Raw genomic sequence first — 24,429 nt, 5'->3', positions numbered from 1 at the left:
TTGTTCCTCCTGCGCATCCTGGCCGTCCTCACGGTCATCGCCGTGGCCGCGGGCGTGGTGGCCTATGTGTTCACCCGCCAGGCCAGATACCTGAATTTCTCCTGGCGGGTCTTCCGCTATTCCCTGATGTTGGCCCTGATGATATTCGCGCTCCTGGTGCTGGAGCGGGTGGCCGTCATTCCGCTTTGATCGCCGCCCGGGCCAGGAATCCTTCCAGGCCGCGTTTCAGGGGGGAGTCATCCGGCAGCTGGGCTGCCAGCTGTTTGAGCTCGTTGCCGGTGCTTGCCGACAGGGGTTTGAGGGTGGAAGAGGGGAGCGCCACGGCGGGGGGGCGTGCTTGCACTTTGATGGTCACGCCGTTACACTCAAAGCCCCTTTTCAAGAATTCGCCGGCCAAACTTTGCGCCATCTGACGCAATTTGGCAGCGACCGCGCCGTTATCGGCGTGGATAACGACATTCCCCAACTTGATATTCGCGACACTGCTCGAGCGCGCTAGCGGGCCCGGAGCAAAGCTGTCGTAGGCGCGCTGGGCGCGCATCAAGAGTCGGGCATGGGCCAGGACCGAGGCCGCTCCGTCCGCTCTGCCAAGATAATTTTCAACTGGTTCGTGCATGGATCACTTCGAGGAGAAGCATCGTGCATATTATTCTGGTGTCTGACCGCCTGGCAACCACCAAGACCGTCAGTCTGACCCCCAAGGTGATCCTTTCCCTCGGGGCTGGCTTCATGGTGCTGGTGTTGCTGGCTGCCATGGCCTTTTCCTGGCTCACCGTACACTTCCGCCTGCCCCTGGTACAGGATCTGGTACTGGCAGCACAGCGCCAGGAAAACCAGAAAACCCAGGAGTTCATGCGGGAAAATCTGAATGTCATGGCTGGCCGCCTGGGCGAGATGCAGGCGCAGCTGCTGCACCTGGATTCCATGGGCGAGCGCCTTTCCGTGCTGGCAGGCATGAAGCCGGCAGACAAGGGGCAGTTGTTGCCGGTGGCCAAGGGCGGCGGTCAGGGCGGTCCCCTGCTGCCCACTTCCCTACGCGACACCTCCATCATGTCCTCGGACGAACTGCATCGGGAACTGGACCGCATGGCTGCGCTGGTGGATCAGCGCGTCGATTTCATGCGTGTTCTGGAAAACCAGCTGATGGACCAGCGCATCAAGAAGGTGCTGCTGCCGACCACCTTGCCGATCCAGGGCGCCGGCATCGGCTCCGGGTTCGGGGTGCGCTCCGATCCCATCGCCGGGGTCAATGCCATGCACGAAGGCGTGGATTTCTCCGCCGAAGTCGGTACGCCCGTGGTTTCCGCCGCCGGCGGTGTGGTGGTGGAGGGCAGCATGCATCCCCAGTACGGCAACCTGATCGAGATCGACCACGGCAACGGCTTTTCCACCCGCTACGCCCATCTGTCCAAGATCAACGTGCGGGTTGGCCAACTGGTCAAGCGTGGCCAGCTGATTGCCGCCACCGGCAATACCGGGCGTTCCACCGGTCCCCATCTGCATTTTGAGGTGCGCTTCCAGGGTGTGGCCCAGAATCCGGCCCGCTTCCTGCAGCAGGGTTCCCAGCTGGCGTCCCGTCACTAGTTGCATCCCCGGCGGGACGAGTCCTTCGTCCCGTTTCCTTTGATTTTCCCCAAATTGGCGGCCTTCCTTAGCGTGGTAGAATCGCCCCTTTCCCGCTAACGGACGCCTAAGCGTCTCTCACGATGATCCCCGGACTCCTCAAGAAAATCTTCGGCAGCCGCAATGATCGGCTGATCAAGCAATATTCCCAGATCGTCCAGAAAATCAACGGGTTCGAGGCCGCCATCAGCGCCCTTTCCGATGATGCCCTGCGCGGCAAGACCGACGAGTTCCGCCAGCGTTACGCCCAGGGGGAAACCCTGGACGACCTGCTGCCGGAAGCTTTCGCCGTGGTGCGGGAGGCCGGCAAGCGCGTCCTGGGCATGCGGCACTTCGACGTGCAGATGATCGGCGGCATGGTGCTGCACTACGGCAAGATCGCCGAAATGCGCACCGGCGAAGGCAAGACCCTGGTGGCCACCCTGCCGTCCTATCTCAATGCCATTTCCGGCAAGGGCGTGCACGTCATTACCGTAAACGACTACCTGGCCCAGCGCGACGCCGAGTGGATGGGCCGGCTGCACCGTTTCCTGGGGCTGTCCGTCGGGGTCAATCTGTCCCAGATGCCCCACGAGCAGAAGCAGGCCGCCTACGCCGCCGACATCACCTACGGCACCAACAATGAATTCGGCTTCGACTACCTGCGCGACAACATGGTCTATGCGGCCGGTGAGCGGGTGCAGCGGGGTCTCAATTTCGCCATCGTGGACGAGGTGGACTCCATCCTCATCGACGAGGCCCGTACTCCCCTGATCATCTCCGGTCAGGCCGAGGACCACACCGAGCTGTACCAGCGCATGAACCAGGTGGTGCCCCTGCTGACCCGGGCTGCCGACGAAAACTCCGAAGGCGACTACTGGGTGGACGAAAAAGGCCACCAGGTGCACATGTCCGAGCAGGGCCACGAACATGCCGAGGAAATCCTCGCCCGCGTCGGCCTGCTGGAAGAGGGGCGCAGCCTCTACGAAGCCGCCAACATTATCCTGGTGCACCACCTCAACGCCGCCCTGCGCGCCCACAACCTGTTCCACAAGGATCAGCAGTACGTGGTGCAGAACGGCGAGATCATCATCGTCGATGAGTTCACCGGCCGCCTGATGCCCGGCCGCCGCTGGTCCGAAGGCCTGCACCAGTCGGTGGAAGCCAAGGAAGGCGTGCGCATCCAGAACGAAAACCAGACCCTGGCGTCGATCACTTTCCAGAACTACTTCCGCATGTACGGCAAGCTGGCCGGCATGACCGGTACGGCCGATACCGAAGCCTACGAGTTCATGGAAATCTACGGCCTGGAAACCGTGGTGATCCCGACCCACCGCCCGGCCCAGCGCAAGGACCACAACGACCAGGTGTTCCGCACCGCCGCCGAGAAGTTCGCGGCCATGAAGGCGGACATCCTGGACTGTCACCAGCGGGGCCAGCCCGTGCTGGTGGGCACCACCTCCATCGAAAACTCCGAGTTGCTGTCCCGCCTGCTGGACCAGGAAAAGCTGCCGCACCAGGTGCTCAATGCCAAGCAGCACGGCAAGGAGGCCGAGATCGTGGCCCAGGCCGGCCGTCCCGGCATGATCACCATCGCCACCAACATGGCCGGCCGCGGTACGGACATCGTCCTCGGCGGCAGCATCGAGAAGCAGATCGATGCCGTCCGCCTCGACGAGTCCCTGGATGATGCCGCCAAGGAAGCCAGGATCGCCGCCCTCAAGGCCGAATGGCAGCCGGTGCACGACCAGGTGCTGGCCGCCGGCGGCCTGCACATCATCGGTTCCGAACGCCACGAGTCCCGCCGCATCGACAACCAGCTGCGGGGCCGGGCCGGCCGTCAGGGCGATCCGGGTTCCTCCCGCTTCTACCTGTCCCTGGACGATCCGCTGCTGCGCATCTTCGCCGGCGACCGCCTCAAGGCCATCATGGAGCGCCTGAAGATGCCCGAGGGCGAGGCCATCGAGCATCCCCTGGTGACCCGCTCCCTGGAATCCGCCCAGCGCAAGGTGGAGGCCCGCAACTTCGACATGCGCAAGCAGTTGCTGGAATACGACGACGTGGCCAACGACCAGCGCAAGGTGATTTACGCCCAGCGCAACGACCTGCTGGAAGTGGATGACATTTCCGAAACCATCCAGGCCATGCGCCAGGGGGTGGTGGCCGATCTGTTCCACCTCTATGTGCCGCCGGACAGTGTCGAGGAGCAGTGGGACCTGCCCGGGCTGGAAAAGGCTTTGGAAGCCGAGTTCCTGCTCACCCTGCCGGTGGCCGAATGGGTGCAGGCCGACACATCCCTCTCCGTCGAGGACCTGCTGCACCGGGTGATCGCCGCCGCCGACCAGGCCTATGCCGACAAGGTGGCCCTGGTTTCCGATCCTTCCGTCTTCCGCAAGTTCGAGCGGGACGTCATGCTGCAGAGCCTGGACAGCCACTGGCGCGAGCACCTGGCCGCCCTCGACCATCTGCGCCAGGGCATCCACCTGCGTGGCTACGCCCAGAAGAACCCCAAGCAGGAATACAAGCGGGAGGCCTTTGAACTGTTCGAAGGCCTGCTCAACAGTATCCGCAACGAGGTTTCCAAGCTGCTCCTCACCGTCCAGGTCCGTTCTCCCGAGGACGTGAGCGAAGTGGAACAGCCCGGGGTGGAAAACGTGCAATACCACCATGCCGACTACGACGAGGTGCTGGGCACCGCGGACGGCGAGGGCGAGGAAGCCGGCCAGCAGCCGGCCCAGGCTGGTCCCAAGGTGGGGCGCAACGATCCTTGCCCCTGCGGCAGCGGCAAGAAGTACAAGCACTGCCACGGCAAGCTCAACTGAAATAAAAACTGAACTGACGCAGAGGGGGCGACCTGCTACCCTCTGCGTTTTCTTTTATCCCCTGCGGTGAGAGATTCATGCCCGTCAATTACGCCACGCCTGCCCCCGAAGCCCTGTTCCCCGTTGCCGGTGTCCGCCTCGGCACTGCCGAAGCCGGTATCCGCAAGGCCAATCGGCGCGACCTGACCGTGATCGCCCTGGACCCCGGTTCCACCGTGGCCGGCGTGTTCACCCAGAACCGCTTCTGTGCAGCCCCGGTGCAGGTGTGCCGCAAGCATCTGGCCGGCGAGTCGGAAATCCGGGCCCTGGTGATCAATACCGGCATCGCCAATGCGGGTACCGGCGAGACCGGCCTGCAGGCGGCCATGCAGACCTGCGCCACCTTGGCCGGCCTGCTCGGCCTGGATGAGGATCGCCAGATCCTGCCGTTCTCCACCGGCGTCATTCTCGAGCCCCTGCCCGTCGATCGTCTGCAGGCCGGCCTGCCCGCCGCCATCGCCGACCTCAAGGCCGACAACTGGCATGCGGCCGCCCACGGCATCATGACCACGGACACCGTGGCCAAGGCCGCCTCCCGCAAGGTCGAGATCGGCGGCAAGAGCATCACCATCACCGGCATCTCCAAGGGTGCCGGCATGATCAAGCCCAACATGGCCACCATGCTGGGCTTCCTCGCCACCGATGCGGGCATTCCCCAGCATCTGCTGGAGCAGGTGGCCAAGGAGGCGGCGGACCAGTCCTTCAACTGCATCACCGTGGATGGCGATACTTCCACCAACGATTCCTTCATCGTCATGGCCACCGGCCAGAGCGGCCTGCGCATCAAGGATGGCGCCGATCCCGCCTGGGCGCCCCTGAAGGCGGCCATCGTCGCCGTTTCCATCGAACTGGCCCAGGCCATCGTGCGCGACGGCGAAGGTGCCACCAAGTTCATCACCGTGGCAGTGGAAGGCGGCAAGGACCTGGAAGAGTGCCGCAAGGTGGGCTATGCCATCGGCCATTCGCCCCTGGTGAAAACCGCCTTCTTCGCCTCCGACCCCAACCTGGGCCGCATCCTGGCAGCCATCGGCTATGCTGGCATCACCGACCTGGATGTGGGCCAGATCCGTGTCTGGCTGGCCAGCGGCAGCGATGCCGTGCTGGTGGCGGAAAAGGGCGGCCGGGCTGCCGCCTACAAGGAAGAGGACGGCTCCCGCATCATGAAGAATGCCGAGATCACCGTGCGGGTGGATCTGGCCCGGGGCACCGCCCAGGGCTGCATCTACTCCTGCGATTTCTCCTACGACTACGTCAAGATCAACGCCGACTACCGCAGCTGAACGCCAGCTGTAGCAGCGTCGAAGAAACCCGCCCTTCACGGCGGGTTTTTTTTTATGGGCCTGCGGGGGCTTCGGCAGTCAGCGACAGGCAACAAAAAACCCGCCGGGGCGGGCCGTTGGGGCGGGGCTGAGGGCTGGCCTGGGTCAGTGCATTTCTTCCAGCAGTCGTTCGCATTGCACGGGCTGGGAGAGGCGCTCCATGAGCTGGGTGATGGTCATGCTGCTTTCCCGCTCGCCGCGCAGGATGCTCTCGATCAATTGTTCCAGTCGTTCCAGGTTGTCTGCCATCGCCGTGGTCTGTCGCCGTTGTCCTTATGTTTCTTTAACGGCCGCCGGGGCGCGGACTTGAGTCGTGCTGTCTGTGGTGGGCCGTCGTGCACCGGATGCCGGGCCTCTTTGCGTTAGGTCAACCAAAGCCCAGACGAGCCCGGTTCGGCATCCTTGGCTGGGTATAATGCGGCGACAAATCAATGGGTTATATAGGGTTTGTCTATTGCCGCCATAGCGGTTGCCTATAGTCCGGAACATACCGGGCAAGACCAACGTGCTGAGTTCTGGGAGGACAGCCATGACATTGACCGAATTGCGTTACATCGTCGCCCTGGCGCAGGAGGGGCGCTTTTCCCGGGCGGCGGAACGCTGCTCCGTGAGCCAGCCGACCTTGAGCGTTGCCATCCAGCGCCTGGAGGAGGACCTGGGCGTGATCCTGTTCGAGCGGGGCAAGGGCCAGGTGACCCTGACCGATGTGGGCGAGCAGGTGGTGGCCCAGGCGGCCCGGGCCCTGGAAGAGGCCGACCGGGTGCGCCAGATCGCCCACCGGGGACGCAACCAGCTGGAGGGCGGACTGAAGCTGGGCGTGATCCATACCATCGGCCCCTACCTCCTGCCCGAACTGATCGTCTCCCTGCGCCAGATCGCCCCGGACATGCCCCTGGCCATCGAGGAAAACATGACCGCCACCCTGGCCGACATGCTGCGCCACGGGGAAGTGGATGCGGCCATCCTGGCCCTGCCCTTCGAGCTGCCCGGCGTGGTGACGCGGCCCCTTTACGACGAGCCGTTCAAGGTGGTGGTGCCCCAGGGCCATCCCTGGCAGGACAAGCAGGAAATCGCCTCGGACGAGGTGGATGCGGAGGAGGTGCTGTTGCTCAAGGCCGGCAACTGCTTCCGCGACCAGGTGATGGACGCCTGTCCCCAGATCAGCGGTTCCGACACGGAAGTGCGGCAGGGCCATTCCATCGAGACCATCCGCTGCATGGTGGCCTCCGGCTTCGGCCTCTCCGTACTGCCGGCCGGTGCCCTCTGCAAGCCTTATTCCACTGACCTCATCAGCGTGGTGCCCTTCAAGGCCCCGGCCCCGTCGCGGCGGGTGGCCCTGGCCTGGCGGGTCGGCTTCACCCGGCCCAAGGCGGTGGAAGCCCTGTGTCAGGCCGTCAGCCTGATCGACAACCCCAGCTACCTGCACGTGCGCTAGGAGCGGCCGTCAGCGGCGGCGGAGGCGGATCAGGCGGAACCAGCCGGCCGCCAGGGCCGGCCTGTCGGACTCCAGTTGCAGGGCCGGCTCGCTTTCATGCACGGTCTCGAAAACCACGTCCAGATGGGTCGCCAGCCGGCTGGCCAGGGGCGACAGCAGCCGGCGCAGGGGCGCCCGCTGCCCGGGTTGCAGGAACTTGTCGAAAATCAGGGCCGTGCCGCCGGGGCGCAGCACCCGGGCGGTTTCCTGCAGGCAGAGGCGGGGTTCCGGCACCACAGCCAGGATCAGGTGCAGCACCACGGCGTCAAAGGCGGCATCGGCAAAGGGCAGGCGGCGGGCGTCGCCGCGGACCGGCGCGAAGTCCAGACCGTCGCTGCGGCGGCAGGCCCGGGCCAGCATGGCCGGGGTCAGGTCCAGCCCGGTGTAGCGGTGCTGGCGGGGCAGGTGGGGGAGATCCAGGCCGGTACCGATGCCCAGCAGCAGCACGTCCGACGGGGGCTGGGGCAGGGCGCCCAGGCTTTGGCGACGGGCTCCCCGGGTTGCCGCCGCCAGGGCCGCATCGTAGAACGGGGCGATCAGGGCGTAGCTGTGTTGCAGGCCCACCGGCGTCTCAGTGCAGTACCCGGGGCACGGCCAGGGCGAACTCGGCAATGTCCGCTTCGAACTGGGTGCCGTCCTCCGCCACCATCTGGTAGCTGCCGCGCATGGTGCCGACGGGTGTGCTGAGGGAGGCGCCGCTGGTGTACTCGAAGCTCTCGCCGGGCTGCAGCAGGGGCTGGTGCCCCACCACGCCGAGGCCCCGCACCTCCTGGACCTCCTCGTTGGCGTCGGTGATGAGCCAGTGGCGGGAGATCAGCTGGGCGGCCACGGTGCCGATGTTGCGGATGGTGATGGTGTAGGCGAACACGTAGCGCTCCGCGTCCGGGTCCGACTGCTCGGCCAGGTACTGGGGCACGGTGGTCACGGCGATTTCGTATTTTTTGCTTTCGGCCATGGTCTCGGGTCTGTGGGGTGGAAAGTCTCATTGCACATCACTGTGTGCACTCTGACAAGCCGGCCTCGGCGTGGGTTCACGATAAAATCACCTTTCTGTCACACCAACCCCCACAAGGCCGCCGCCATGCATCTCATCGCTCCCAGTATCCTTTCCGCCGATTTCGCCAAGCTGGGGGAGGAGGTCCGCTCGGTCATCGCCGCCGGGGCCGACTGGATCCACTTCGACGTCATGGACAACCATTACGTCCCCAACCTGACCATCGGCCCCCTGGTTTGCGAAGCCATCCGCCCCCACACCACGGCGCCCATCGACGTGCATCTGATGGTCAAGCCGGTGGATCGCATCATTCCCGATTTCGCCAAGGCCGGCGCCAACATCATCACCTTCCACCCGGAGGCCTCCGAGCACGTGGACCGCAGCCTGGGCCTGATCCGGGACAGCGGCTGCCAGGCCGGCCTGGTCTTCAACCCGGCCACGCCCCTGCACTACATGGATCACGTCATGGACAAGCTGGACGTGGTGCTGCTGATGAGCGTGAACCCGGGCTTCGGCGGCCAGAAGTTCATTCCCGAGACCCTCAACAAGCTGCGGCAAGCCCGGGCCAGGATCGATGCCTACACCGCCCGTAGCGGCCGCCAGATCCGCCTGGAAATCGACGGCGGCGTGAAGGTGGACAACATCGCCGAGATCGCCCGGGCCGGGGCCGACACCTTCGTCGCCGGCTCCGCCGTCTATGGCGCCGGCCAGGACAGCGATCCCAACCGTTACGACTCGGTCATCGCCGCCCTGCGCCAGCAGCTCGCCAGCGCCTAGGCTGCAAGCCAATAGGGACGCCAGTCTCCGGCATGGCATGCCTGGAGTTTCCGTCCCTGTTGCTTCTCCGGTGAGGTGACTTTTAGACAGCCTCGCCCGCCTCATCCGTCTCCTTGCCGCCGCCTTGCCCCGGAAATTCGCCATGCCCCTTCTTTCCGCCACCTTCGATCTGGACGGTACCCTGGTCGACTCCATCCCCGACCTGGCGGCTGCCTGCCACGCCATGCTGGCCGAGCTGGGCCAGCCGCCCCGTACGGATGACGACATCCATCGTTTCGTCGGCAAGGGCATGGCGGTGCTGGTGGAGCGCTGCCTGACCTGGGATGCCGCCCCCGAAGCGTCCCTGCTGGAAGCCGGCATCGCGGCTTTCCGCCGGCACTACGCCGACATCAACGGCCGGGCCAGCACCGTCTATCCCGGCGTAGTGGACGGCCTGGAGGCCTTTCGCGCCCTCGGCCTGCCCCTGGGGGTGGTGACCAACAAGCCGGCCGCCTTTACCGCGCCGCTGCTGGAGCGCATGGGCCTGGCCGCTTATTTCGAGGTGGTCATCGCCGGCGACACCCTGGCCTTCAAGAAGCCCCGGCCCGAGCCCCTGCTCCATGCCTGCGCTCTGCTGGCTACCGGGCCGGGCCTCAACCTGCATGTGGGCGATTCCCTCAACGACATCGAGTCGGCCCGGGCTGCCGGCTGTCCGGTGATTTGCGTGCCCTACGGCTACAACGAAGGCCGGCCCGTAGACAGCGCCGATTGCGATGCGCTAGTATCGGACCTCGTCGCAGCGGCCCGTTGGGCGGCCGGCGCTTAAATCGATACCGACTCCGAATCGACACTTCACCGTGACCCGCAAGTTCAATGCTTTCCTGATGGGTAACCGCGCCGCCTGGGGCTGGCGTGGCTGGTGGCGCTCGCCGCGCCATTATTGATATTACCCGTCCGGGCCCGGGCGGCGAGTTGAGACCAAACTCCCGGGCAAGCATTGAAATACAACCTGTCGTACTTGCGAGGTCCCCATGACCGAAACTGAATTCAACGCGCTTGCCGCGCAGGGGTACAACCGTATCCCCGTCACCCTCGAGACCTTTGCCGATCTCGATACCCCCCTTTCCATCTACCTGAAGCTGGCCAACGGCCCCTACACCTACCTGCTGGAATCGGTGCAGGGCGGTGAGCGCTTCGGCCGCTACTCCATCATCGGCCTGGCCAGCCCCACCCGCATCGCCGTCTATGGCCACCAGGTCATGGTGCTCACCGGCCAGCGCATTGCCGAGCGGGAAAACGACACCAATCCCCTGGAGTTCATCGAGAGCTACCAGAAACGCTTCCGCGTCGCCCCCTACGCCGGCCTGCCCCGCTTCTGCGGCGGTCTGGTGGGCTGCTTCGGCTACGACACGGTGCGCTATGTGGAAACCCGCCTGACCAAGAGCGCCAAGCATGACGAACTGGGTACGCCGGATATCCTGCTGCTGCTCTCGGAAGAGATCGCCGTGGTGGATAACCTCTCCGGCAAGCTGACCCTGGTGGTCTATGCCGAGCCCGGCTTCCCCGGGGCCTTCCAGAAGGCCCGGGCACGCCTCAAGGAACTGCTGGCCCAGTTGCGCACCCCGGCGCCCATCCCCGAGGAAAAGCCGGCCACTTCCCAGCCGGCGGTTTCCATCTTCGGCGAGGCGCCCTTCAAGCAGGCCGTGGCCAAGGCCAAGGAGTACATCACCGAAGGCGACATCATGCAGGTGGTGCTGTCCCAGCGCATGACCAAACCCTTCTCCGCCAGCCCCCTGTCCCTGTACCGGGCCCTGCGCACCCTCAATCCTTCGCCCTACATGTATTACTTCGACTTCGAGGATTTCCATGTGGTGGGCGCTTCCCCTGAAATTCTCACCCGTCTGGAAGGCGATACCGTGACGGTGCGGCCCATCGCCGGCACCCGCAAGCGGGGGGCGACGCCGGAGGAGGATGCGGCCCTGGCCGAGGATCTGCTGGCGGACCAGAAGGAGATCGCCGAGCATGTGCAGCTGCTGGACCTGGGCCGCAACGACGTGGGCCGGGTGGCCCAGACCGGCTCGGTGAAGCTGACCGAGCGCATGACCATCGAGCGTTACTCCCACGTGATGCACATCGTTTCCAATGTGGAAGGCAAACTCCAGGCCGGTCTCTCGGCCCTGGATGTGCTGAAGGCGGCCTTCCCTGCCGGTACCCTCTCCGGCGCACCCAAGGTGCGGGCCATGGAAATCATCGATGAACTGGAGCCGGTGAAGCGCGGCATCTATGGCGGTGCCATCGGCTATCTGGGCTTCAACGGCGACATGGACCTGGCCATCGCCATCCGTACCGCGGTGATCAAGGACGGCCAGCTGCACGTCCAGGCCGGCGCCGGCATCGTTGCCGATTCGGACCCGACTTCCGAATGGCAGGAAACCCAGAACAAGGCCCGGGCCGTGCTGCGGGCCGCGGAAATGGCCGAGAACGGCCTCGATACCCGTTTCGAGTGAGGGCGCTGCCATGCTGCTGATGATCGACAACTACGACAGCTTCACCTACAACATCGTCCAGTACTTCGGCGAGCTGGGCCAGGACGTGCGCGTTTATCGCAACGACGCCATCACCCTGGGCGAGATCGCCCGTCTCGATCCGGACTATCTGGTGATTTCCCCGGGGCCGTGTGCGCCCCAGCAGGCGGGGGTTTCCCTGGCGGCCATCCGCGAATTCGCCGGCAAGATTCCCCTGCTGGGCGTGTGCCTGGGCCACCAGTCCATCGGCGAGGCCTTCGGTGGGCGCATCGTGCATGCCAAGAAGCTGATGCACGGCAAGACTTCGCCCGTGCATCACAATGATCAGGGCGTTTTCAAGGGCTTGCCCAATCCGGTGACCTGCACCCGTTACCACTCCTTGGCCATCGAGCGGGAAAGCCTGCCGGACTGCCTGGAGATCACTGCCTGGACCGACGACGGTGAAATCATGGGGGTGCGGCACAAGACTCTGGCGGTGGAAGGGGTCCAGTTCCACCCCGAATCCATCCTCACCGAGCACGGCCACGACATGTTGCAGAACTTCCTCAAGGAGCACGCCAAATGAGCCCGCAAGAAGCCTTGACCCGCTGCATCGAGCACCGGGAAATCTTCCACGACGAAATGCTGGAGCTGATGCGCCAGATCATGTCCGGCGAAATGAGTCCGGTGATGATCGCCGCCATCACCACGGCCCTGCGGGTGAAGAAGGAAACCATCGGTGAAATCGCTGCCGCCGCCCAGGTGATGCGCGAGTTCGCCACCAAGGTGCCGGTGCGGGACCCGTCCGCCGTGGTGGACATCGTGGGCACCGGCGGTGACGGCGCCCATACCTTCAATGTCTCCACCTCCTCCATGTTCGTCTGCGCTGCCGCCGGGGCCAAGGTGGCCAAGCACGGCGGTCGTTCCGTTTCCTCCAAGAGCGGCTCGGCGGACGTGCTGGAAGCCCTGGGCGTGAACCTCAACCTGCCGCCGGAGCGCATTGCCGAATGTATCGATACGGTGGGTATCGGCTTCATGTTCGCTCCCAACCATCATGGCGCCATGAAGCATGCGGCCCCGGTGCGACGCGAACTGGGGGTGCGCACCATCTTCAACATCCTCGGGCCCCTGACCAACCCGGCCGGCGCCGAGCGCCAGGTGCTGGGGGTGTTCCATGCCGATCTGGTGGGCATCCTCATCCGGGTGCTGCAGCGCCTGGGTTCCCAGCGGGCCTTCACCGTCTTCGGCGTGGATGGTCTGGATGAGATTTCCAATTCCGGCCGCACCCTGATTGGCGAACTGAAGGATGGACGCATCCATGAGTACGAGATCCATCCGGAGGATTTCAACCTGCCGGTGCACGATCCCCGGGTGATCCGGGTGGGCAATGTGGAAGAGTCCAAGACCATGGTGCTGGCGGCCCTGGAGGGGCGTCACGGTCCGGCCCGGGATATCGTGGCCCTGAACGCCGGAGCCAGCCTGTATGTGGCCGGCCTGGCCGACTCCATGGCCCAGGGGGTGGAAAAGGCGCTGGATGCCATTGCCTGCGGTGCCGCCCGGGCCAAGCTGGACGAATTCGTGCGCTTTACCGAGGTAGCCCCATGAGCGACATCCTCGACAAGATTCTCGCCACCAAGCGGGAAGAGGTGGCTGCCGCCCTGCCTGCCATGCCTCTGGCCGCCGTTCGCACCGCTGCCGAAGCCCGGGTCAAGGCCGACCCGGCCCGGGATTTTGTCGGGGCCATCCGCCGCAAGATTGCCGGCGGGCAATCGGCGGTGATCGCGGAAATCAAGAAGGCCAGTCCTTCCAAGGGCGTCATCCGGGAGAACTTCGATCCGGCCGCCATTGCAGCGGATTATGAAGCCCACGGTGCGGCCTGCCTGTCGGTCCTGACGGACCGGCAGTATTTCCAGGGCGCGCCCGAATACCTGCAGGCGGCCCGCGGCGCGTGCGCTTTGCCGGTGCTGCGCAAGGATTTTCTGGTGGACCCCTATCAGGTCTATGAAGCCCGGGCCATGGGGGCGGATGCCATCCTGTTGATTGTGGCGGCCCTCAGCCTGCCGCAGATGCGGGAGATGGAAGACCTGGCCATGGAGTTGGGCATGGGGGTGCTGGTCGAGTCCCACGACGGCCAGGAGCTGGAGCAGGCCTTGCAGCTGAAGACTCCGCTGATGGGTATCAACAATCGTAACCTGCGTTCCTTCGAGGTCAGTCTGCAGACCACCCTCGGCCTCCTGCCGGAGATCGGTGACGGGCGGATCGTGGTGACGGAGAGCGGCATCCTGGGTGCAGCGGACGTGGCCCTCATGCGAGCCAACCAGGTCGAAGCCTTCCTGGTCGGCGAAGCCTTTATGCGCTGCCCGTCCCCCGGGGAAGCCCTGCAACAACTCTTCGCCAAGGGCTGAAGGGCTGGCCCTTATGGCTTTGGGCGTAGGTGATGGCGTTGGCTTTTAGTGTTGTGTTGTAAAAACACAACAACTTTGAGGCGGGAATGTCGGCATCCTGCCGTTGTCGTTGCTCCCCCTAGGTGGGTTTGCCACAATCCGTCTCAACTTCTCGTAAGAGAGGTATTTAAAAGGGGTAGGCGAAGAACGCTACCTTTCCTAATTGCAAGAGGAGAAAACCTGATGCAAAAGAAATTCATCGCTCTGGCCGTTGCCGCTCTGGCTTCCGGCGCCGCTTTCGCTCAATCCAACGTGCAAGTTTACGGTGTTGCTGACTTCGGTCTGGCCGTGAACGGTTCCGCTCTGAACGGCACCACCACCGGCCAAAACACCCGTTTTGATTCCGGTATCGCTTCCGGCTCCCGTCTGGGCTTCAAGGGCACCGAAGATCTGGGCAACGGCCTGAAGGCTCTGTTCAACTTCGAAATGGGTCTGACCCTGGACGACGGCGCTTCCGCTCAAGGTCGCACCTTCGGTCGTCAGTCCTACGTTGGGCTGACCGGTGGTTTCGGTACCGTGATCGGTGGCCGTATCTACACCCCCCACTACACCCTGATGGCTCAGATCGATCCGTTCGGCGTGGGTACCGCTGGTCGCGCTAACAACCTGTTCGCTTCCTCCTCCCTCGCTGCTGGTCTGTACGATCCGATCCGCGTGAACAACACCGTTGCTTACGTGTCCCCCTCCTTCTCCGGCCTGTCCGTGACCGCTGCTTACGGCACCAACTCCCTGGACAACCAGGAGTCTGCTGCTAACACCTCCAACCAGAACCGTCTGTTCGCCATCGCTCCCACCTACACCAATGGTCCTCTGACCGTCGGTCTGAACTACCACCAGGTGAAGCTGGACGGCAACGCCCTGATCGGCGGCGCTGGCTCTGACGGCAAGCTGAGCAGCTACACCCTGGCTGGTAAGTACGACTTCGGCGTGCTGGCCCTGTCCGGTGCTTACGGCTCCAACAAGGTTGAAGCCAACGGCAACGACGCTGACAAGGTTCGCAACTGGCTGATCGGCGTGTCCGCCCCCATCGGTGCCAAGGTTGTCCTGAAGGCTTCCTACAACAACCTGAAGGACAAGCTGAACGACAACGCCGACGCCAAGCAGTTCGCTATCGGTGCCGACTACCTGCTGAGCAAGCGTACCAAGCTGTACACCGCTTTCTCCAAGATCAGCAACGACGACAACGCTGCTTACACCGTGGCTCACGCCTCCGGTGGTTCCGGCAACAACGAATCCCAGTTCAACCTGGGTATCAACCACTCCTTCTAATCGTCTTTCGACGACCTGAAGCAGTTGTTGTTAAAACGGGCACCTTCGGGTGCCCGTTTTGTTTTTGCTCATTCCAGGCGCCGCCGGGAGTGGACAATAAAAAAGGCGCCTTCCAGGGCGCCTTTTTTATTGTTGAGGTCGTGAACGCTATTTCTCGTGCAGGCAGACCATGTTGTCGCGATGGATGAGTTCCGGCTCTTCCATGTAGCCGAGGATGTCCTCGATATCGCTGGACGAGTGCTTGGCGATGAGGCGAACTTCGCTGCTGCCGTAATTGCAGAGGCCCCTGGCGATCTCCCTGCCGCTTTCGTCCAGGCAGGCTACGGCGGCTCCCCGCTCGAAGTCGCCGTGAACTTCCCGTACTCCTACAGGCAGCAGACTCTTTCCTTGGCGCAGGGCTTGGATGGCTCCCTGGTCGAGCGTCAGCTTTCCTGCCAGCTGCAAATGGTCTGCCAGCCACTGTTTGCGGGCGGTCATCGGCAGGGTGTCGGCGACCAGCAGAGTGCCGACGGATTCTCCGGTAGCAAGGCGGGTGAGAGGGCTTTTTTCCCTGCCACTGGCAATGACAGTGTCGGCGCCGCTGCGGGCGGCCCGCTTGGCGGCGAGGACCTTGGTAATCATGCCGCCGGTGCCGATCTGGGTGCCGGCACCGCCGGCCATTGCCTCCAGGGATGGGTCGCCGGCGCGGGCTGAGGTGATCAAGGTGGCGGAAGGGTCCTTGCGCGGGTCGGCGGTGAAGAGGCCGGGCTGGTCTGTCAGGATGATGAGGCAGTCTGCCTCCACCAGGTTGGCGACCAGGGCGCCCAGGGTGTCGTTGTCGCCGAATTTGATTTCGTCAGTAACGACCGTGTCGTTCTCATTGATGATGGGGACGACACCCAGTTCGAGCAGCGTGGTCAGCGTGGCCCGGGCATTCAGATAGCGTTTGCGGTCGGCCAGATCGTCGTGGGTCAGCAGAATCTGGGCGGTGTGCAGGCCGTGGGCGCTAAAGGCCGATTCATAGACCTGGGCCAGGCCCATCTGGCCGACGGCGGCGGCGGCCTGGAGTTCGTGCACGGCCTTGGGGCGCTTCTGCCAGCCCAGTCGTTGCATGCCGCAGGCAATGGCGCCTGAGGAAACCAGGACCACCTGTTTGCCGTTGTGGCGGAGCTCGGCGATCTGGCGCGCCCATTCGTGAATGGCGGCTAGGTCGAGCCCGGCGCCATTGTTGGTGACAAGGGCCGAGCCGACCTTGACGACTAGGCGCCCGGCATTGGCCGTACGACTGGTGGTTGGGCTCATTCGTCTACGCTTGGTGAGGGGGTGAGGGGGCTTTCCCCGGACTCCTCCGCTGCCTCGTCCTGTTTCCTAATTTCCTCCAGGGCGGCCTGGATGGCGTAGACCACGGGGCGGCAGCCTTCGCCGCTGATGGCGGCAATGGGGAATACGGGCCCGTCGAAACCGGATCTTTCCCGGTAGGCGGACAAGAAGGCGCCCACGTGTTCCTGGCGCTCTTCCTCGGGGAGCAGGTCAAGCTTGTTGAGGATCAGCCAGCGCGGCTTGCTGGCGAGTTCGGGGCTGTATTTTTCCAGTTCGCCGACGATGGCGATGGCGTCGGCAACCGGATCGGCGTCCGGATCCATCGGGGCAATATCGACGATGTGCAGCAGCACACGTGTGCGGGCCAGGTGCTTGAGGAAGCGGATTCCGAGGCCGGCGCCATCGGCTGCGCCTTCGATGAGGCCCGGGACGTCGGCAATGACGAAGCTCTTGTTGTCATCGACCCGCACCACGCCAAGATTGGGGTGCAGGGTGGTGAAGGGATAGTCTGCAACTTTGGGTCGGGCGGCGGATACGGCGCGGATGAAGGTGCTCTTGCCCGCATTGGGTAAGCCCAGCAGGCCTACGTCGGCGAGCACTTTCAATTCGAGCTTGAGTTCTTTTTCCTCTCCCGGCTCACCCTTGGTGCACTGACGGGGGGCGCGGTTGGTGGAGGACTTGAAGTGGATGTTGCCCAGGCCGCCACGGCCGCCTTGGGCCAGCAGGACCTTCTTGCCGTCCTTGTCCAGGTCGGCCAGTACGTCACCGGTGACGGCATCGCTAATGACCGTGCCAACCGGCATGTGCATGATGATGTCGTCGCCGCCTTTGCCGTAGCAATCGGCGCCCCGCCCGCTTTCGCCGTTCTGGGCGAGGAATTTGCGGGTGTAGCGGTAGTCGATGAGGGTGTTGATGTTGCGGTCGGCAATGACATAGATGCTGCCGCCGCGACCACCGTCGCCGCCATCCGGACCGCCCATGGGGATGTATTTTTCCCGGCGGAAGGAGGCAACGCCGTTGCCGCCCTTGCCGGCGATGACCAGGATCTTGGCTTCGTCGATGAATTTCATAGGGTATAAACAGAAAAGCCCTACCGCGAGGATAGGGCTCTCCTTGGTTCCTTAAAGCGCGGGTTAGGCGGCGGGAACGATGCTCACGGTGCGGCGGCGCTTTTCACCCTTGATGGTGAATTGCACGCGACCTTCAACGAGGGCGAACAGGGTGTGGTCCTTGCCGATGCCGACGTTTTCGCCGGGATGGAATTCGGTGCCACGCTGACGAACCAGAATGTTACCGGCTGCCACCAGTTGGCCGCCGTAGCGCTTTACGCCAAGTCGCTTCGATTCCGAGTCGCGGCCGTTGCGGGAACTACCGCCAGCTTTTTTGTGTGCCATGGTGTATTAACTCCTCGATCAGGCAGAGATGCCGTCGATGCGGATCTCGGTGTAGTTCTGACGATGGCCCTGGTGCTTCTGGTAGTGCTTCCGACGGCGCATCTTGAAAATCTTGACCTTGTCGTGGCGGCCGTGGGAAACCACGGTAGCCTGGACAGAGGCGCCCTGAACCAGCGGGGCGCCAATTTTCACAGCCTCGCCTTCGCCTACCATGAGGATCTGGTCGAGAGTGATTTGTGCGCCGATGTCTGCCGGTATCTGTTCTACTTTAAGTTTTTCGCCAGCGACGACGCGATATTGCTTGCCGCCGGTTTTTATGACCGCGTACATAGGGACTCCGATAACAAAGGGTGTAACAAAGAACCGTGCATTATACGGATTTTAGACGTCGCGTCAAAGACTTCCGTTCTTTGGCCGCCGCGTCCGCCGGCCGGGCGGCTTGACCATCCTCGGGCGCGCGCCTACCATGCAGCGGCTTGGCTGGGAGCCTGTGCTGAAGGCCTCCGCCGTTGCTTTTCCGGCTGTTGTGGCCGTCCTTTCCTTTACGCTCTCGAAACGTTCCCGTGGCTCTCGAAAAAATCAATGCTCTGATCGGCCCCGACATGAAGTCGGTGGATGCCGTCATTCGTCAGCGCCTGCATTCCGATGTGGTGCTCGTTCGTCAGGTGGCCGAGTACATCATCAGCAGCGGCGGCAAGCGCCTGCGTCCGGTGCTGGTGCTGCTGGCTGCCGGTGCCATGGGCTACAAGGGTGTCAATCACCATGAATTGGCGGCGGTGGTGGAATTCATCCACACCGCCACCTTGTTGCACGACGATGTGGTGGACGAGTCGGAACTGCGTCGTGGCCGGGAGACGGCCAATAACCTGTTCGGCAATGCCGCCAGTGTGCTGGTCGGCGATTTCCTTTATTCCCGCGCCTTCCAGATGATGGTGTCCGTGGGCAACATGCGCATCATGCAGGTGCTGGCGGATGCCACCAACATCATCGCCGAAGGCGAGGTGCTGCAGTTGATGAACTGCCACGATGCGGACGTGGATGAAGAGCGCTACCTGCAGGTGATCCGCTACAAGACGGCCAAGCTGTTCCAGGCGGCGGCCCGGCTGGGGGCAATCCTGGGGGGGGCGACGCCGGAGGTCGAGGAAGGTTTGGCGGCTTACGGCATGCATCTGGGGACCGCGTTCCAGCTGGTGGACGATGTCCTGGACTATTCCGCCGACGAGGCCGAGACCGGCAAGCATCTGGGTGACGACCTGGCCGAAGGCAAGCCTACCCTGCCTCTCATTTATGTGATGCAGAACGGTTCTCCGGAGCAGGCTGCCTGTGTGCGTCGCGCCATTGAGGAGGGCGGGCGGGATGACTTCCCTGCCGTGCTGGAAGCCATTCGTGCCACCGGTGCTCTGGAGCACACCCTGAAGCAGGCCAAGCTTGAGTCGGAAGTGGCGGTGCGCGCACTGCAAGCGCTTCCGGCTTCTCAATACAAAGATTCGCTGGTAGAATTGTCAGTCTTCGCTGTGACGAGAAGTTTCTGACTTTTCCCGAAAGTTGCAGTGAGCGAGTCGGGGTGTAGCTCAGCCTGGTAGAGTACTGCGTTCGGGACGCAGGAGTCGGAGGTTCGAATCCTCTCACCCCGACCAATTTTCAGAAAAGCCACTCATCCGAGTGGCTTTTTTGTTTTCCGGGTGTCGGTGGCCCTTGGAGCGCAGCTGTTCTTCGCCGGCCCCGGGCCTCGTGGCCGTGGTGGAGCCTCTGCTATGCTGTCGCTCTGATTGCTTGTGCAGCCGGAATGCCATGTCCAAGTTTCTGTTGTTCATTCTCTTTGTCGGCCTCGCCTGGTGGTGGTTCAGGGGGCGCGGCGTATCGCGTGGATTGGGCGGCGGGGCCCCCGTCAACCCGCCGGTGGAGCGGATGGTGGTGTGTCGTGGCTGTGGCGTCTATCTGCCGGAAAGCGATGCTCTGGTGGTTCGGGGGAATCCCTATTGCTGCGCCGAGCATGTTGTTCGTGACGATGGCTGAGGGCGTGCCTTGTCGTTCCTGAATGTTCCGCCTGTCGAGGTTTCCGAAGCGCACTGGAAGTCGCTGCGCTATTTCAATTTCTACCGCCTGGTTGCCGCCTTCCTCCTCTATGGGGCGGCCTATCTGCATCCGTCCAGCTTCGAGCTGGTGCCGGCCACCGATCAGTCCCTCTATACGTGGACGGCCTTCGTCTATTGCCTGGCCACTGCCTGCTCGGTGTTGTTGCTGGCCTTCTGGCGTCGTCATTTCAATCTGCAGTTGTCGGGCCAGGTGCTCCTGGATGTGGTGGCCCTGACGGTCCTGATGCATGCCAGCGGGGGGCTGCGTGGTGGCCTGGGGGCCATGCTCCTGGTCTCGCTGGCCGGGGCGGGGCTGGTCGGGCAGGGGCGATTGGTGCTTTTCTATGCGGCCCTGGCAACCCTTTCCATGCTGTTCCAGCAGTTGCTGCTGGCCTTGAGCAGCGAATTCGACCCCTCCGCCTTTTTCCAGGTCGGCCTGCTGGGGGCGGGTTTTTTTACCTCGGCGATTTCGGCCCGTCTCCTGGCCCGTCGCGTGGTGGCCAACGAAGAGTTGGCGCGCAAGCGCGGCGAAGCGCTGGCCAACCAGGTCTGTGTCAGTCAGCGGGTGATCGAGGAAATGCAGGATGGCGTCCTGCTGGTCAGCCCTCTGGGCGAGGTGCACCTGCATAATCCCCGGGCCGAGGCGCTCCTGGGATTGACGGCGGGGGAGGCTGGCAACCTGGAGCGCTGTTCGCCGGCCCTGGAAGGGCACTTTCTCCGCTGGCGGAGGCGGGAAGGCAGCAAGGACGAGAGCGGCCTGGTCTTCCACGTCCCGCGCAACGGCAAGCAGCTGTTTGCCCGTTTTCTCGAGACCCCGAGCAGTGCCGGTGACACCCTGATTCTGCTGGAGGACATGGACCGCCTGCGCGAGGAGTCCCGCCAGATGAAGCTGGCGGCTCTGGGGCGGTTGACCGCCAATATCGCCCACGAAATCCGCAATCCCCTGTCCGCCATCAGCCATGCCGGTGAGCTGCTGCGGGAAGATGCGGACCCGAAGGGCGGGGATGCCCGACTGGTGCGCATCATCCTGGACAATACCCAGCGCCTGGAGCGCATCGTGCGCGACGTACTCGAGCTGGGACGGCGGGACCGCTGCCATCCGGAGTCCATCGATCTCAATGCTGCATTGGCGGCCTATCTGGACGAGTTGCAGTCCAAGGCGGAGGCGGCTCCCGGCGTGCTGTGCCTGGAAGGATTGGCCGGAGCCGAACTGGAGTTTGATCGTACCCATCTGCACCAGGTGCTGTGGAATCTGCTCAGCAATGCATTGCGGCACAGCCGGCAACAACCCGGTAGCGTGCAACTACGCGTTGCCTACGGCAATGGCGGCATGGTGGAGCTGCATGTGGAGGATGATGGGCCCGGCATTCCCGAAGCCATCCGGGAGCAGGTGTTCGAACCGTTCTTTACCACCCATGGCAAGGGGACCGGCCTGGGGCTCCACATTGCGCGGGAACTGTGCGAAGCCAACGGGGCGCAGCTGGAGTTGTTGAGCGAGTCCAGGGCCGGTGGAGCCCATTTCAGAATAACGGGAAGGAGAGGGCATGGCTCAGGCCAAAAGTGAACGCCGCGCCAGGGGGGCGCTGGCCCGGGTGCTGGTGGTGGATGACGAAGCGGATATCCGGGAACTGGTGGACCTCACCCTGTCCCGCATGGGGCTGGCGGCGGATTGCGCCGGCACCGTGGCCGAGGCTCGGGAGTTCCTTGCCCGGGAGTCTTACCAGCTGTGCCTGACCGACATGCGTTTGCCCGATGGGGAAGGGCTGGAACTGGTGCGCCTCATCGGCGAGCAGTACAGCGAGACGCCGGTGGCCGTGATCACCGCCTTCGGCAGCACCGAGAACGCGGTGGCGGCCCTCAAGGCCGGGGCCTTCGACTATCTGGCCAAGCCGGTGGCCCTGGATCAGCTGCGTACCCTGATCAAGTCGGCCATCGATCTGCCGGTGGCATCCGCGGCCGAGGGGGCGCCCCGCAGCGAGGCTCTGCAGCTGCTCGGCGATTCCCGGGCCATGAGCACGGTGCGGGAGATCATCGCCAAGCTGGCCCGCAGCCAGGCGCCGGTTTACATCTCCGGCGAATCCGGCTGCGGCAAGGAACTGGCGGCCCGCCTCATCCACGAGCAGAGCAACCGCAGCCAGGCGCCTTTCGTTCCGGTGAACTGCGGGGCCATCCCCGAGAACCTCATGGAAAGCGAGTTCTTCGGTTATCGCAAGGGCGCCTTCACCGGTGCCGAGCAGGATCGGGAAGGATTCTTCCAGGCAGCGGGGGGCGGCACCCTGTTTCTCGACGAGGTGGCCGACCTGCCCCTGTCCATGCAGGTCAAGCTGCTGCGGGCCATCCAGGAAAAGCGGGTGCGCAAGGTGGGCGCCACCGTGGAGGAGGCGGTGGATGTGCGCCTCATCTGTGCCACCCACCAGGACCTGAAGGCCTGCGTCGAGGCCGGCACCTTCCGCCAGGATTTGTACTACCGTCTCAACGTCATCGAGTTGCGCATGCCGCCGCTGCGGGAGCGGGCCGAGGACATTCCCCAGCTGGCTCGTGCCTGTCTCGACCGTCTGGCCCATCAGGCGTCGGCGTTGCCGCTGACGTCCGCGGCCGAAGCGGCGCTGTGTCGCTACACCTTCCCCGGCAACGTCCGCGAACTGGAGAATATTCTGGAGCGGGCCACGGCGCTATGCAGTGGCAGCGAGATCGACGAAGGCGACCTGCAGCTTTCCCTTGCCGATGACGGTCATCCCGATGCCGGTTCCGAAGGGCGCGGCGGCGAGTCTCTCGATACCTATCTGGACCGTCTGGAGCGCCAGGCGATTCAGGAGGCGGTAGTTCAGACCCAGGGCAATCGCACGGCGGCGGCGCGCCTGCTCGGCATCACCTTCCGCTCCCTGCGCTATCGCATGGCCCGTCTGGGGATCGAGTGATGACGGAGCGCTTCGATGCCGAGGGCTGGCTGGCCGGCGCAGTGCGGCGCGAGTCGCCCAATCAGGACGAGCGGCCCGAGGGAGAGCGGCCGAGCCTGGTCGTCATCCACGCCATCAGCCTGCCGCCCGACGACTTCGGCGGCCCCTGGATTTTCGATCTGTTCGACAACACCCTGGACCCGGCGGCCCATCCCTACTTCGCCTCCATTCACCATCTGCGTGTCTCTTCCCACTTCCTGATTCGTCGCGATGGCGAGCTGGTGCAGTTCGTTTCCTGCGACAAGCGTGCATGGCATGCAGGTGTCTCCGAGTGGCTGGGGCGGGAGCGCTGCAACGATTTTTCCATCGGCATCGAGCTCGAAGGATGCGATGCCATGCCCTTCGAGCCGGCCCAGTACGATGCCCTGAAAGCCTTGCTGCAAGCCATTCTCCGGCACTACCCCATCAGTGCGGTGGCCGGGCATTGCCACATCGCCCCTCAGCGCAAGACCGATCCCGGCCCCCATTTCGACTGGCAGCAATTGCGTTGCGAGTTCGCAACCGTGCGCTTTCCAGCCATGCAAAAGAGTTAAAAAACACTTGCATAGGAAATACCCCATTACTAGAATTAGGCCCAAATCACAATGGGCACACTAAATCTAGTGGTCACTTACGCAAGCACGCCAAAACAGCTGCAAAGCAAATCCCGGAACGCCAAGACTGGCGCGGGACTCGGCTTCTTCACCCCTCCGCGACCGTGAATCGCCAAGAGCCGAGAATGACGCCCCGCCCTTTCCATCCCATCGCGTTTGTCCCCGGTTCTTTCCGTTGCCGTCGACCTGCGGCAACGTCCAGCCTCCTCCCCGAATTATTCTGCCGACGCCTGCTGGCGTCGTTGCGTATTGCCGCTCACGCGTCTTCAGTTCGTTCGCGTGTTGCCGCTCCGTATTCAACCGGCGCTTCCTCCGGAAGGTCGATGAATGGTCCGTGCTTTTCCCGGGCGGATCTCGTTTTGTCCGTTGTGTCTTAAAGCCAATTTTCGATCCTGGAGAAGGAGGTTATTTATGGCAACCGCAAAGAAGACGAAGACCGAGGCCGCCAAGGACAAGAAGTCCCCGGCGAAGGCTGCTGCTAAACCCGCTGTGAAGAAGGCTGCTCCGGCCAAGGCTGCTGCCAAGCCCGCCGCGAAGAAGGCTGCTCCGGCCAAGGCTGCTGCCAAGCCCGCCGCGAAGAAGGCTGCTCCCGCTAAGGCTGCTGCCAAGCCCGCCGCGAAGAAGGCTGCTCCCGCTAAGGCCGCTGCCAAGCCCGCTGTGAAGAAGGCTGCTCCCGCCAAGGCTGCTGCCAAGCCCGCCGCGAAGAAGGCTGCTCCCGCTAAGGCCGCTGCCAAGCCCGCCGCGAAGAAGGCTGCTCCCGCTAAGGCCGCTGCCAAGCCCGCCGCGAAGAAGGCTGCTCCCGCTAAGGCCGCTGCCAAGCCCGCCGCGAAGAAGGCTGCTCCCGCCAAGGCTGCTGCCAAGCCCGCTGCGAAGAAGGCTGCTCCCGCC

General features: G+C 63.9%; 25 protein-coding genes, 1 tRNA gene and 1 pseudogene. 19 read left to right on the top strand and 8 right to left on the bottom strand.

From position 1 onward, the window contains the following. The gene (locus OEL49_RS12520; RefSeq protein ID WP_287874913.1) at positions 1-189 is read left to right on the top strand and encodes a hypothetical protein; all 189 of its coding nucleotides are present in this window, start codon (positions 1-3) and stop codon (positions 187-189) included. Here the strand turns inward: OEL49_RS12520 and OEL49_RS12515 are convergent. After that, positions 176-616 carry a DciA family protein gene (locus tag OEL49_RS12515; RefSeq protein ID WP_014235351.1) on the bottom strand — a complete coding sequence of 147 codons (441 nt, stop codon included), beginning with the start codon at positions 614-616 and terminating at the stop codon, positions 176-178. The two genes, OEL49_RS12520 and OEL49_RS12515, sit on opposite strands and share 14 nt — an antisense overlap. A 23-nt stretch (positions 617-639) precedes the next feature. Between OEL49_RS12515 and OEL49_RS12510 the strand changes: the two genes are divergently transcribed. The 3 genes from OEL49_RS12510 to argJ all read left to right on the top strand — a co-directional run bounded on the left by OEL49_RS12510 (position 640) and on the right by argJ (position 5,743). Next, on the top strand, positions 640-1,584 hold the full coding sequence (locus OEL49_RS12510; protein ID WP_287874910.1) for a M23 family metallopeptidase: 945 nt from the start codon (positions 640-642) through the stop codon (positions 1,582-1,584). A gap of 122 nt (positions 1,585-1,706) precedes the next feature. Beyond that, positions 1,707-4,424 carry a preprotein translocase subunit SecA gene (secA, locus tag OEL49_RS12505; protein ID WP_287874908.1) on the top strand — a complete coding sequence of 906 codons (2,718 nt, stop codon included), beginning with the start codon at positions 1,707-1,709 and terminating at the stop codon, positions 4,422-4,424. Positions 4,425-4,501: 77 nt separating this feature from the next. Then, positions 4,502-5,743: a bifunctional glutamate N-acetyltransferase/amino-acid acetyltransferase ArgJ gene (gene argJ, locus OEL49_RS12500; RefSeq protein ID WP_287874906.1), complete on the top strand. Its 1,242-nt coding sequence runs from the start codon at positions 4,502-4,504 to the stop codon at positions 5,741-5,743. Positions 5,744-5,887: 144 nt separating this feature from the next. Here argJ and OEL49_RS12495 read toward each other — a convergent pair whose 3' ends face one another. After that, positions 5,888-6,031, bottom strand: a complete 144-nt coding sequence (locus OEL49_RS12495; RefSeq protein WP_014235347.1) for a hypothetical protein — start codon at positions 6,029-6,031, stop codon at positions 5,888-5,890. A gap of 280 nt (positions 6,032-6,311) precedes the next feature. Here OEL49_RS12495 and OEL49_RS12490 point away from each other — a divergent pair, with 280 nt between their 5' ends. Further along, positions 6,312-7,217, top strand: coding sequence for a LysR substrate-binding domain-containing protein (locus OEL49_RS12490; protein WP_014235346.1), 906 nt, complete (start codon positions 6,312-6,314; stop codon positions 7,215-7,217). A 9-nt stretch (positions 7,218-7,226) separates the two neighbouring features. Here OEL49_RS12490 and OEL49_RS12485 read toward each other — a convergent pair whose 3' ends face one another. Next, complete coding sequence (locus OEL49_RS12485; protein WP_014235345.1) at positions 7,227-7,820, bottom strand: class I SAM-dependent methyltransferase; 594 nt, start codon at positions 7,818-7,820, stop codon at positions 7,227-7,229. A 7-nt stretch (positions 7,821-7,827) separates the two neighbouring features. Continuing rightward, positions 7,828-8,211 carry a Co2+/Mg2+ efflux protein ApaG gene (gene apaG / locus OEL49_RS12480; protein WP_014235344.1) on the bottom strand — a complete coding sequence of 128 codons (384 nt, stop codon included), beginning with the start codon at positions 8,209-8,211 and terminating at the stop codon, positions 7,828-7,830. A gap of 126 nt (positions 8,212-8,337) precedes the next feature. Between apaG and rpe the strand changes: the two genes are divergently transcribed. The 7 genes from rpe (at position 8,338) to OEL49_RS12445 (ending at position 15,223) form a co-directional block, all read left to right on the top strand. After that, positions 8,338-9,027, top strand: a complete 690-nt coding sequence (rpe, locus tag OEL49_RS12475; protein WP_014235343.1) for a ribulose-phosphate 3-epimerase — start codon at positions 8,338-8,340, stop codon at positions 9,025-9,027. A 142-nt stretch (positions 9,028-9,169) separates the two neighbouring features. Beyond that, positions 9,170-9,832, top strand: coding sequence for a phosphoglycolate phosphatase (locus tag OEL49_RS12470; RefSeq protein WP_287874902.1), 663 nt, complete (start codon positions 9,170-9,172; stop codon positions 9,830-9,832). Positions 9,833-10,037: 205 nt separating this feature from the next. After that, the gene (gene trpE, locus OEL49_RS12465) at positions 10,038-11,513 is read left to right on the top strand and encodes an anthranilate synthase component I (RefSeq protein WP_152089807.1); all 1,476 of its coding nucleotides are present in this window, start codon (positions 10,038-10,040) and stop codon (positions 11,511-11,513) included. A 10-nt stretch (positions 11,514-11,523) separates the two neighbouring features. Then, a complete protein-coding gene (locus OEL49_RS12460) occupies positions 11,524-12,096 on the top strand; it encodes an aminodeoxychorismate/anthranilate synthase component II (protein WP_152089806.1) in 573 nt (190 codons plus the stop codon). Next, entirely contained in the window at positions 12,093-13,115 is a 1,023-nt protein-coding gene (trpD, locus tag OEL49_RS12455; RefSeq protein WP_014235291.1) for an anthranilate phosphoribosyltransferase, read from the top strand. The genes OEL49_RS12460 and trpD overlap by 4 nt, the downstream gene beginning before the upstream one ends. Then, positions 13,112-13,915 (top strand): indole-3-glycerol phosphate synthase TrpC, encoded by an 804-nt coding sequence (gene trpC, locus OEL49_RS12450; protein WP_014235290.1) that lies wholly within the window; start codon positions 13,112-13,114, stop codon positions 13,913-13,915. Before trpD ends, trpC begins: the two co-directional genes overlap by 4 nt. A gap of 222 nt (positions 13,916-14,137) precedes the next feature. Next, on the top strand, positions 14,138-15,223 hold the full coding sequence (locus OEL49_RS12445; protein WP_014235289.1) for a porin: 1,086 nt from the start codon (positions 14,138-14,140) through the stop codon (positions 15,221-15,223). A gap of 147 nt (positions 15,224-15,370) precedes the next feature. Here the strand turns inward: OEL49_RS12445 and proB are convergent, their stop codons facing one another. The 4 genes from proB to rplU all read right to left on the bottom strand — a co-directional run bounded on the left by proB (position 15,371) and on the right by rplU (position 18,246). Further along, entirely contained in the window at positions 15,371-16,504 is a 1,134-nt protein-coding gene (gene proB, locus OEL49_RS12440; protein WP_014235288.1) for a glutamate 5-kinase, read from the bottom strand. Beyond that, entirely contained in the window at positions 16,501-17,592 is a 1,092-nt protein-coding gene (gene cgtA, locus OEL49_RS12435) for an Obg family GTPase CgtA (protein ID WP_014235287.1), read from the bottom strand. Before cgtA ends, proB begins: the two co-directional genes overlap by 4 nt. A 63-nt stretch (positions 17,593-17,655) precedes the next feature. Continuing rightward, positions 17,656-17,916 carry a 50S ribosomal protein L27 gene (gene rpmA, locus OEL49_RS12430; RefSeq protein WP_014235286.1) on the bottom strand — a complete coding sequence of 87 codons (261 nt, stop codon included), beginning with the start codon at positions 17,914-17,916 and terminating at the stop codon, positions 17,656-17,658. Positions 17,917-17,934: 18 nt separating this feature from the next. Beyond that, positions 17,935-18,246, bottom strand: coding sequence for a 50S ribosomal protein L21 (gene rplU / locus OEL49_RS12425; RefSeq protein ID WP_014235285.1), 312 nt, complete (start codon positions 18,244-18,246; stop codon positions 17,935-17,937). Between the two features lie 272 nt (positions 18,247-18,518). Between rplU and ispB the strand changes: the two genes are divergently transcribed. The 7 genes and pseudogenes from ispB to OEL49_RS12390 form a co-directional block, all read left to right on the top strand. Next, positions 18,519-19,448: an octaprenyl diphosphate synthase gene (gene ispB / locus OEL49_RS12420; RefSeq protein ID WP_412784075.1), complete on the top strand. Its 930-nt coding sequence runs from the start codon at positions 18,519-18,521 to the stop codon at positions 19,446-19,448. A gap of 28 nt (positions 19,449-19,476) precedes the next feature. Further along, a tRNA-Pro gene (locus OEL49_RS12415) sits at positions 19,477-19,553 on the top strand. Between the two features lie 154 nt (positions 19,554-19,707). After that, positions 19,708-19,932: a PP0621 family protein gene (locus OEL49_RS12410; protein WP_014235262.1), complete on the top strand. Its 225-nt coding sequence runs from the start codon at positions 19,708-19,710 to the stop codon at positions 19,930-19,932. A 9-nt stretch (positions 19,933-19,941) separates the two neighbouring features. Beyond that, positions 19,942-21,555, top strand: a complete 1,614-nt coding sequence (locus OEL49_RS12405; RefSeq protein WP_014235261.1) for a two-component system sensor histidine kinase NtrB — start codon at positions 19,942-19,944, stop codon at positions 21,553-21,555. After that, positions 21,536-22,909: a sigma-54-dependent transcriptional regulator gene (locus tag OEL49_RS12400; protein ID WP_014235260.1), complete on the top strand. Its 1,374-nt coding sequence runs from the start codon at positions 21,536-21,538 to the stop codon at positions 22,907-22,909. The genes OEL49_RS12405 and OEL49_RS12400 overlap by 20 nt, the downstream gene beginning before the upstream one ends. Then, complete coding sequence (gene ampD, locus OEL49_RS12395; protein ID WP_014235259.1) at positions 22,909-23,481, top strand: 1,6-anhydro-N-acetylmuramyl-L-alanine amidase AmpD; 573 nt, start codon at positions 22,909-22,911, stop codon at positions 23,479-23,481. Before OEL49_RS12400 ends, ampD begins: the two co-directional genes overlap by 1 nt. Positions 23,482-23,952: 471 nt before the next feature. Continuing rightward, a pseudogene (locus OEL49_RS12390) lies at positions 23,953-24,429 on the top strand (hypothetical protein); the annotation flags it as partial.

The sequence above is a fragment of the Azospira sp. genome (assembly GCF_030247495.1).
GTDB classification, from domain to species: Bacteria; Pseudomonadota; Gammaproteobacteria; order Burkholderiales; family Rhodocyclaceae; genus Azospira; species Azospira oryzae.
The sequence above is the reverse complement of the archived record's forward strand: the minus strand, read 5'-3'. Positions and strand labels throughout refer to the sequence as shown.